Source organism: Pseudomonas tehranensis, assembly GCF_014268615.1.
Lineage (GTDB): Bacteria > Pseudomonadota > Gammaproteobacteria > Pseudomonadales > Pseudomonadaceae > Aquipseudomonas > Aquipseudomonas tehranensis.
The window spans coordinates 1-8,558 of the sequence record NZ_JABWQV010000217.1; the positions used below are offsets into that span (position 1 = coordinate 1).

At 60.3% G+C, this 8,558-nt stretch carries 6 protein-coding genes; all 6 read right to left on the bottom strand.

The genetic code is table 11. The annotated features are described in order from the left end of the window. Nucleotides 1–131: 131 nt before the first annotated feature. From fabI to HU811_RS21945, 6 genes are read right to left on the bottom strand one after another with little or no spacing between them, the layout of a single operon-like run. Nucleotides 132–926 carry an enoyl-ACP reductase FabI gene (fabI, locus tag HU811_RS21920; protein ID WP_092396875.1) on the bottom strand — a complete coding sequence of 265 codons (795 nt, stop codon included), beginning with the start codon at nucleotides 924–926 and terminating at the stop codon, nucleotides 132–134. A 19-nt stretch (nucleotides 927–945) separates the two neighbouring features. Continuing rightward, nucleotides 946–2,556 (bottom strand): ABC transporter ATP-binding protein, encoded by a 1,611-nt coding sequence (locus HU811_RS21925; protein ID WP_092396877.1) that lies wholly within the window; start codon nucleotides 2,554–2,556, stop codon nucleotides 946–948. A gap of 1 nt (nucleotide 2,557) precedes the next feature. After that, nucleotides 2,558–3,577 carry an ABC transporter permease gene (locus tag HU811_RS21930; RefSeq protein ID WP_047225759.1) on the bottom strand — a complete coding sequence of 340 codons (1,020 nt, stop codon included), beginning with the start codon at nucleotides 3,575–3,577 and terminating at the stop codon, nucleotides 2,558–2,560. A 1-nt stretch (nucleotide 3,578) separates the two neighbouring features. Continuing rightward, nucleotides 3,579–4,652, bottom strand: coding sequence for a microcin C ABC transporter permease YejB (locus tag HU811_RS21935; protein ID WP_047225760.1), 1,074 nt, complete (start codon nucleotides 4,650–4,652; stop codon nucleotides 3,579–3,581). 4 nt (nucleotides 4,653–4,656) lie between these two features. Beyond that, nucleotides 4,657–6,510, bottom strand: coding sequence for an extracellular solute-binding protein (locus HU811_RS21940; protein ID WP_186658059.1), 1,854 nt, complete (start codon nucleotides 6,508–6,510; stop codon nucleotides 4,657–4,659). Beyond that, the gene (locus HU811_RS21945; protein ID WP_092396881.1) at nucleotides 6,507–8,339 is read right to left on the bottom strand and encodes an extracellular solute-binding protein; all 1,833 of its coding nucleotides are present in this window, start codon (nucleotides 8,337–8,339) and stop codon (nucleotides 6,507–6,509) included. Before HU811_RS21945 ends, HU811_RS21940 begins: the two co-directional genes overlap by 4 nt. Nucleotides 8,340–8,558: the final 219 nt, after the last annotated feature.

An 8,558-nucleotide genomic window follows, 5' to 3' on the forward strand; every position in this document is an offset into this window, starting at 1 on the left:
TGGGAGCGAGCCTGCTCGCGATAGCGGTGGCCCATTCAACACGAATGTAAGCTGACAGACGGGAACAAAAAACGCCGCTTGTCCCTTCTCAGGGCAAGCGGCGTTTTTACGCATAGCACGTGGCGTGAAGATTACTCTTCGAGATTACCCATGGCGGTGGTGTTGAAGCCGCCGTCTACGTACATGATTTCACCGCTGATGCCCGAGGCCAGGTCCGAGCACAGGAAGGCGCCGGCGTTGCCGACTTCTTCGATGGTGACGTTGCGGCGCAGCGGGGTTTGTGCTTCGTTGGCGGCCAGCATTTTGCGGAAGTTCTTGATGCCGGAAGCGGCGAGGGTGCGGATCGGTCCGGCCGATACGCAGTTGACACGGGTGCCGTCCGGGCCCAGGGAGCCGGCCAGGTAACGCACGCCTGCTTCCAAGGAAGCCTTGGCCATACCCATCACGTTGTAGTTCGGCATGGTGCGCTCGGCGCCCAGGTACGACAGGGTCAGCAGGCTGCCGTTGCGACCTTTCATCATTTCACGACCGGCCTTGGCCAGGGCCACGAAGCTGTAGGCGCTGATGTCGTGGGCAATGCGGAAACCTTCACGGGTGGTGGCTTCGGTGAAGTCGCCGTCCAGTTGGTCGCCCGGGGCGAAGCCCACGGAGTGCACGATGCAGTCCAGGCCGTCCCACTTCTTGCTCAGTTCTTCGAAGACCTTGGCGATTTCTTCATCGCTGGCCACGTCGCACGGGAAGCACAGCTCAGGGCTCGAACCCCAGCCTTGTGCGAACTCTTCGACACGACCCTTGAGTTTGTCGTTCTGATAAGTGAAGGCAAGCTCAGCGCCCTCGCGATGCATGGCGGCGGCGATGCCGGATGCGATGGACAGCTTGCTGGCGACACCGACGATCAGTACGCGCTTACCGGCGAGAAAACCCATGTGTTGCTCCTCTTTCAGGTTATTCGGCAGTTGTTGGGGCCAGGAAAGCGGCCTCCAGCAACTGCTGTGTATAGGGGTGTTGCGGCGCGGCGAATATGCTGCGGGCATCACCTTGTTCGACCACTTGGCCATGCTTGACCACCATCAACTGGTGGCTTAGCGCTTTGACGACAGCCAGGTCATGGCTGATAAACAGATACGTCAGGTTGTACTTGGTTTGCAGCGACCGCAACAGCTCCACCACCTGGCGTTGCACGGTACGGTCCAGGGCCGACGTCGGTTCATCCAGCAGAATCAACGCCGGCTTGAGCACCAGGGCCCGGGCAATGGCGATACGCTGCCGCTGCCCTCCGGAAAATTCATGGGGGTAGCGGTTCCGGGTTTCCGGATCCAGGCCGACCTCCTTCAATGCCTCGATTATCGCTTGTTCCTGCTCGGCCGCGGTGCCGATCTTGTGGATCCGCAGGCCTTCGCCGACGATCTGGCTGACACACATCCGTGGGCTCAGGCTGCCGAACGGGTCCTGAAACACCACTTGCATCTCCCGGCGCAACGGCCGGACCTGTTGCTGCGACAGGCAGTCCAGCTGCTTGCCTTCAAACCGGATCCCCCCCTGGCTGCCGATCAACCGCAAGATCGCCAGCCCCAGGGTGGACTTGCCGGAGCCGCTTTCGCCAACGATGCCCAGGGTCTGGCCCTGGGGCAGGCTGAAGCGGATCCCGTCCACGGCCTTTATGTAATCCACCGTGCGTTTGAACAGCCCCTTCTTGATCGGGAACCAGACTTTCAGGTCCTCGACCTGCAACAGCGGCGGGCCGACCACGTTGGTCGCCGGGTTGCCGCTGGGCTCGGCGGCCAGCAGTTCCCGAGTGTACGGATGCTGCGGCGCGCGGAACAGCTCTTCGCACGATGCCTGTTCGACGATGCAACCGCGCTGCATGACACATACGCGATGAGCAATTCTTCGCACCAGGTTCAAATCGTGGCTGATCAACAGCAGCGACATGCCCAGCCGCGCCTGCAAATCCTTGAGCAATTCGAGGATTTTCAGCTGGACGGTGACGTCCAGTGCCGTGGTCGGTTCGTCGGCAATCAGCAGTTCTGGCTCGTTGGCCAGGGCCATGGCGATCATCACCCGCTGGCGCTGGCCGCCGGACAACTCATGGGGCAGGGCCTTGAGGCGCTTGTGCGGCTCGGGGATGCCCACCAGCTCCAGCAACTCCAGGGTGCGACGGGTAGCGACCTTGCCGGACAGCCCCTTGTGAATGCCCAGCACTTCGTTGATCTGCTTCTCGATGCAGTGCAGCGGATTGAGGGACGTCATCGGTTCCTGAAAGATCATCGCGATCCGGTTGCCGCGGATATGGCGGATGGTCTTTTCTTTGAGCCCCAGTAAATCCTGACCGGAATACTGGATGGTTCCGCTTGGATGGTGGGCCAGCGGATAGGGCAGCAACCGCAGGATAGAGTGGGCGGTCACCGACTTGCCTGAGCCGCTTTCGCCGACCAGAGCCATGGTTTCGCCACGCTTGATGTCGAAACTGACGCCTTCGACGACCCGCTGGCGACGTTCGCCAACAATGAACTCCACTGCCAAGTCGCGTACTTCGATCAGATTGTCCTGATTCATCTCACTTCCTCGGATCGAAGGCATCGCGAGCGGACTCGCCGATAAATACCAGCAGGCTCAGCATGATCGCCAGCACGGCGAACGCGCTGATGCCCAGCCAAGGCGCCTGCAGGTTGGATTTGCCCTGGGCCACCAGTTCACCCAAGGACGGCGCGCCCGGAGGCAAGCCAAACCCGAGGAAATCCAGGGCCGTGAGGGTGCCGATGGCGCCGGTGAGAATGAACGGCATGAACGTCATGGTCGAGACCATGGCGTTGGGCAGGATGTGGCGGAACATGATCGCGCCGTTCTGCATGCCTAATGCCCGCGCGGCACGCACGTATTCCAGATTGCGCCCGCGCAGGAACTCGGCGCGGACCACGTCCACCAGGCTCATCCAGGAGAACAGCAGCATGATGCCCAGCAACCACCAGAAGTTCGGTTGCACGAAACTGGCCAGGATGATCAGCAGGTAAAGCACCGGCAACCCTGACCAGATCTCCAGAAAGCGTTGGCCGGCCAGGTCGACCCAACCGCCATAAAAGCCCTGCAAGGCGCCGGCGATCACGCCGATGATTGAGCTGAGGAGGGTCAGTGTCAGGGCAAACAGTACCGAGACACGGAAGCCATAGATGACCCGGGCCAGCACATCGCGGCCCTGGTCGTCGGTGCCCAGCCAGTTGACCGAGGAGGGCGGTGCCGGGGCAGGGACCTTCAGGTCGTAATTGATGCTCTGGTAGCTGAACGGGATCGGTGCCCACAGCACCCACGCGTCCTTGGCGGCCAGCAGTTCGCGGATGTATGGGCTCTTGTAGTTGGCTTCCAACGGAAACTCGCCGCCGAACGTGGTTTCCGGGTAGCGCTTGAGGGCCGGGAAATACCAACCGTCGTCGTAGTGCACCACCAGCGGCTTGTCATTGGCGATCAGTTCGGCGCCCAGGCTGAGCCCGAACAGGATCAGGAACAGCCACAGCGACCACCAGCCACGCTTGTTGGCCTTGAACAGTTCGAAACGGCGGCGATTGAGGGGGGACAGGTTCATCTCAATGCTCCCGGCTTTCGAAGTCGATGCGTGGATCGACAAAGGTGTAGGTCAGGTCACCGATCAGTTTCACCACCAGCCCCAGCAGGGTGAAGATGAACAGGGTGCCAAAGACCACCGGGTAGTCACGGTTGATGGCCGCCTCGAAACTCATCAGTCCCAGGCCATCCAGGGAAAAGATCACCTCCACCAGCAACGAGCCGGTGAAGAAAATTCCAATGAACGCCGACGGGAAGCCGGCAATCACCAGCAGCATTGCGTTGCGGAACACATGACCATAGAGCACCCGATTGCGGGTCAGACCCTTGGCCTTGGCGGTGACCACGTACTGCTTGTTGATTTCATCGAGGAAGCTGTTCTTGGTCAGCAGGGTCATGGTGGCAAAGTTGCCGATCACCAGGGCTGTCACAGGCAAGGCCAGGTGCCAGAAATAGTCGAGGATCTTGCCACCCATGCTCAGTTCGTCGAAATCGTTGGACGTCAGCCCCCGCAGCGGGAACCAGTTGAAATAGCTGCCGCCGGCAAACACCACGATCAGCAGGATGGCGAACAGGAATGCCGGGATGGCATAGCCGACTATGATGGCCGAACTGGTCCAGACGTCGAAGTGACTGCCATGCCGCGTCGCCTTGGCGATCCCCAGCGGGATCGACACCAGGTACATGATCAGCGTACTCCACAGCCCTAGGGAGATGGAGACCGGCATTTTTTCCTTGATCAGGTCGATGACCTTGGCGTCGCGGAAAAAACTGTCACCGAAATCCAGCCGGGCGTAGTTCTTGATCATGATCCACAGGCGTTCCGGTGCCGACTTGTCGAAGCCGTACATGCGCTCGATTTCCTTGACCAGCGCCGGGTCCAGGCCCTGGGCACCGCGATAGGCCGAGCCGGCCACCGACACTTCGGCACCGCCGCCGGCAATGCGGCTGGTGGCGCCTTCGAAGCCTTCGAGTTTGGCGATCATCTGCTCCACCGGCCCGCCGGGCGCGGCCTGGATGATCACAAAGTTGATCAACAAAATGCCAAACAGGGTTGGAATGATGAGTAACAGGCGCCGAAAAATATAAGCCAGCATCGGGTTACTCCACACTCGCCGGGGCGACGATTTTTTGCTCGATGACCTGTTTTTCCACCTCAATGGAAGGCTTGACCTCTGGCTTGACCCACCATGTGGTGGTGCCGATGTCGTAGGTCGGGGTGATTTTTGGATGGCCGATGTGGTTCCAGTAGGCTACGCGCCAGGTCTTGATGTGCCAGTTGGGGATCACGTAGTAGCCCCATTGCAGCACCCGGTCCAGCGCGCGGGCGTGGGCCACCAGGCTCTTGCGTGAATCGGCGTTGATCAGTTGCTCCACCAGTTGGTCGACCGCCGGGTCCTTCAGGCCCATGGTGTTGCGGCTGCCGGGATTATCGGCGGCAGCCGACATCCAGAATTCCCGTTGTTCGTTACCCGGCGAGCTGGATTGCGGGAAGCTGCCCACTATCAGGTCGAAATCACGTGAGCGCACGCGATTGATGTATTGGGACACGTCGACCCGGCGGATCACCAGCTCGATGCCCAGGTCGCTGAGGTTGCGCTTGAATGGCAGCAGCACCCGCTCGAATTCGGTCTGGGCCAGCAGGAACTCCAGCACCACGGGTTTGCCCTGGGCATCGACCATCTTGTCGTCGACGATGCGCCAGCCGGCCTCTTGCAGCAATTGATAGGCCTTGCGCTGCTGGTCACGGATCATGCCGCTGCCGTCACATACCGAGGGCTCGAATGCCTGGGTGAACACCTGCTCGGGGATCTTCCCGCGCAGGGGTTCGAGGATCTTCAACTCGTCTTCGCCGGGCAGGCCGGTGGCGGCCATCTCCGAATTCTCGAAATAACTGCGGGTGCGCGCGTAGGCACCGTGGAACAGTTGTTTGTTGGTCCATTCGAAGTCCAGCAGCAGGCTCAAGGCCTTGCGCACCCGTACGTCCTGGAAGACCGGACGGCGCAGGTTATAAACAAACCCCTGCATGCCGGTGGGGTTGCCGTTGGGGATCTGCTCCTTGATCAGCCGGCCTTCGGTCACGGCCGGGATGTTGTAGGCGTTGGCCCAGTTCTTGGCGGCCATTTCCAGCCAGAAATCAAACTGCCCGGCCTTCAGTGCCTCGACCGCCACGGTGTTGTCACGGTAGTAGTCGGTGGTCAGGACGTCGAAGTTGTAGAAGCCGCGGTTGACCGGCAAGTCCTTACCCCAGTAATCCTTCACGCGTTCATAGCGAATCGAGCGGCCAGCCTTCACTTCGGCGACCTTATAGGGGCCGCTGCCGAGGGGAATTTCCAGGTTGCCCTTGTTGAATTCACGCCCGGCCCACCAGTGCTTGGGCAATACCGGCAACTGGCCGAGGATCAGCGGCAATTCACGGTTATTTTTATGCTTGAACTTGAACAGTACCTTGAGCGGTTCTTCGGCGATGACTTCGGCGACGTCGTTGTAGTAACCGCGGAACATCGGGGCGCCGTCCTTGGTCAGGGTCTGGAAGCTGAACACGACGTCCTCGGCGCGCACCGGATGGCCATCGTTGAAGCGGGCTTCGGGCCGCAGGTAGAAGCGCACCCAGGCATTGTCCGGGGCCTTCTCGATTTTTTCGGCGATCAGGCCATATTCGGTGAAGGGTTCGTCCAGGCCTTGTTTGGCCAGGGTGTCGTAGATCAGGCCGATGTCATCGGCGGGGACGCCCTTGCTGATAAAAGGGTTAAGGCTGTCGAAGCCACCAAACCCGCCCTGACGAAAAATCCCACCCTTGGGGGCGTCAGGGTTCACATAATCGAAATGCTTGAAGTTGGCCGGGTACTTCGGCGGCTCGTTGTACAAGGTCAGGGCGTGCTGCGGTGCGGCACAGGCCAGTCCGGCGAACAACAGGCCGCTGGCCTGCAGGAGCAGGGCGCGTAAAGGCTTCATTGATCTTTCTCCGAAGATTTCAGCCACCATGCGCTCAAACCCAGGGTGTAGGGCGGCGTGGTGACAAAGGCAAACCGGTTACGGTAGGCCAGGCGATGATAATTGAGATACCAGTTAGGGATGCAGTAGTGCTGCCACAGCAGCACGCGGTCCAGGGCTTTGCCGGCAGCGACCTGTTCGTCACGGGTGCGGGCGGACAGGAGCTTTTCCAGCAGGTGATCGACCACCGGGTTGTTGATGCCGGCGTAGTTCTTGCTGCCCTTGACCCCCGCCTGGCTGGAATGGAAGTACTGCCATTGCTCAAGGCCCGGGCTAAGGGTTTGGCCCAGGGTCAGCAGAATCATGTCGAAGTCGAACTGGTCCAGGCGCTGCTTGTATTGGGCGCGGTCCACCGTACGCAGGCGGGCCTGGATGCCGATGCTGGCGAGGTTTTCCACGTAGGGTTGCAGGATGCGCTCCAGATTCGGGTTCACCAGCAGGATCTCGAAGCGCAGCGGCTGGCTGTCGGCGTTGAGCAGACGCTGGCCGTGAATGCTCCAACCGGCTTCCTTGAGCAACCCGAGGGCTTTGCGCAAGGTTTCCCGGGGGATCCCCCGGCCGTCGGTCCGAGGCAGGCTGAAGGGCTGGGTGAACAACTGGGGCGGCAATTGTTCCCGATACGGCTTGAGCAGTAGCCATTCGTGGCCCACCGGAAGGCCGCTGGAGGAGAACTCACTGTTGGGGTAATAACTGAGGGTGCGCTTGTAGGCACCGCTGAATAGCGTGCGGTTGGTCCACTCGAAGTCGAACATCATCCCCAAGGCTTCACGAACCTTGGCCTGGGCGAACGTGCTGCGTCGGGTGTTCATGAACAGACCCTGGGTCTGGGTCGGGATCTGGTGGGCAATCTGCGCCTTGATCACCTCGCCGCGATTGACTGCCGGGAACTGATAGCCGTTGGCCCAGTTTTTGGCCTGGTGCTCAATGTAAATGTCGAACTCCCCGGCCTTGAAGGCTTCGAAAGCCACTTCACTGTCGCGGTAAAACTCCACGTCCATCCGGTCATAGTTGTATTTGCCGCGATTGACCGGCAGGTCCTTGCCCCAGTAATTCTTGACCCGCTCAAACACCAACTGGCGACCAGGCTGTACTTTGGTAATCCGGTATGGGCCGCTGCCCAAGGGAGGTTCGAAGGTGGTGGCCTTGAAGTCGCGGTCTTTCCAGTAGTGCTGAGGCAGCACCGGTAACTCACCCAGACGCAGGATCAGCAGCGGGTTGCCCGTACGCTTGAACACAAAGCGGATTTTCAGCGGGTTGAGGATGTCGACCCGCAGCACTTCCTGAAGGTTGGTGCGGTACTGCGGATGACCCTCCTTGAGCAGCGTTCTGTAGGAGAACGCCACGTCATAGGCGGTGATCGGCACACCATCGTGAAAACGCGCTTCGGGTCTGAGGTTGAACACCACCCAACTGCGGTCTTCGCTGTATTCCACCGACCGGGCGATCAGGCCATAGCTCGACGTCGGCTCGTCGCCGGACGGTGCGTACTGACCCGTGCCAACCATCAACGGTTCGTTCAGCTCGTTGATGCCGTATTGCAAGAAATTGGGGGTCGAAACCGGGCTGCTGCCCTTGAATGTGTAGGGATTGAGCGTATCGAAGGTGCCGAATGCCATGACCCGCAAGATTCCGCCCTTGGGCGCTTGCGGGTTGACCCAGTCGAAGTGGGTGAATCTGGCCGGGTACTTGAGCGTGCCGAACTGCGCATAACCATGGCTTTCGCTAATGGTTGCGCTGGCGGGAGAGCTCAAGGCCAGGCTGATCAGGAGCAGGAGGAGGGGACGTATCAAGTCTGAGATCCGATCCAGGCGGCTTGGGCTTTATGGCCCGTACAGTAACAGCTTGTATCGGCAGGAAAAAGGCGGGGGCTCAAAGCTCTAGAATTTGCTTGAACTGTGGCGAGGGAGCTTGCTCCCGCTGGGTTGCGAAGCGACCCCAAAAGCGGTCACTCAATCCATCTGCCACACCGAGGTGTCAGATTCGGGGCTGCTTCGCAGCCCAGCGGGAGC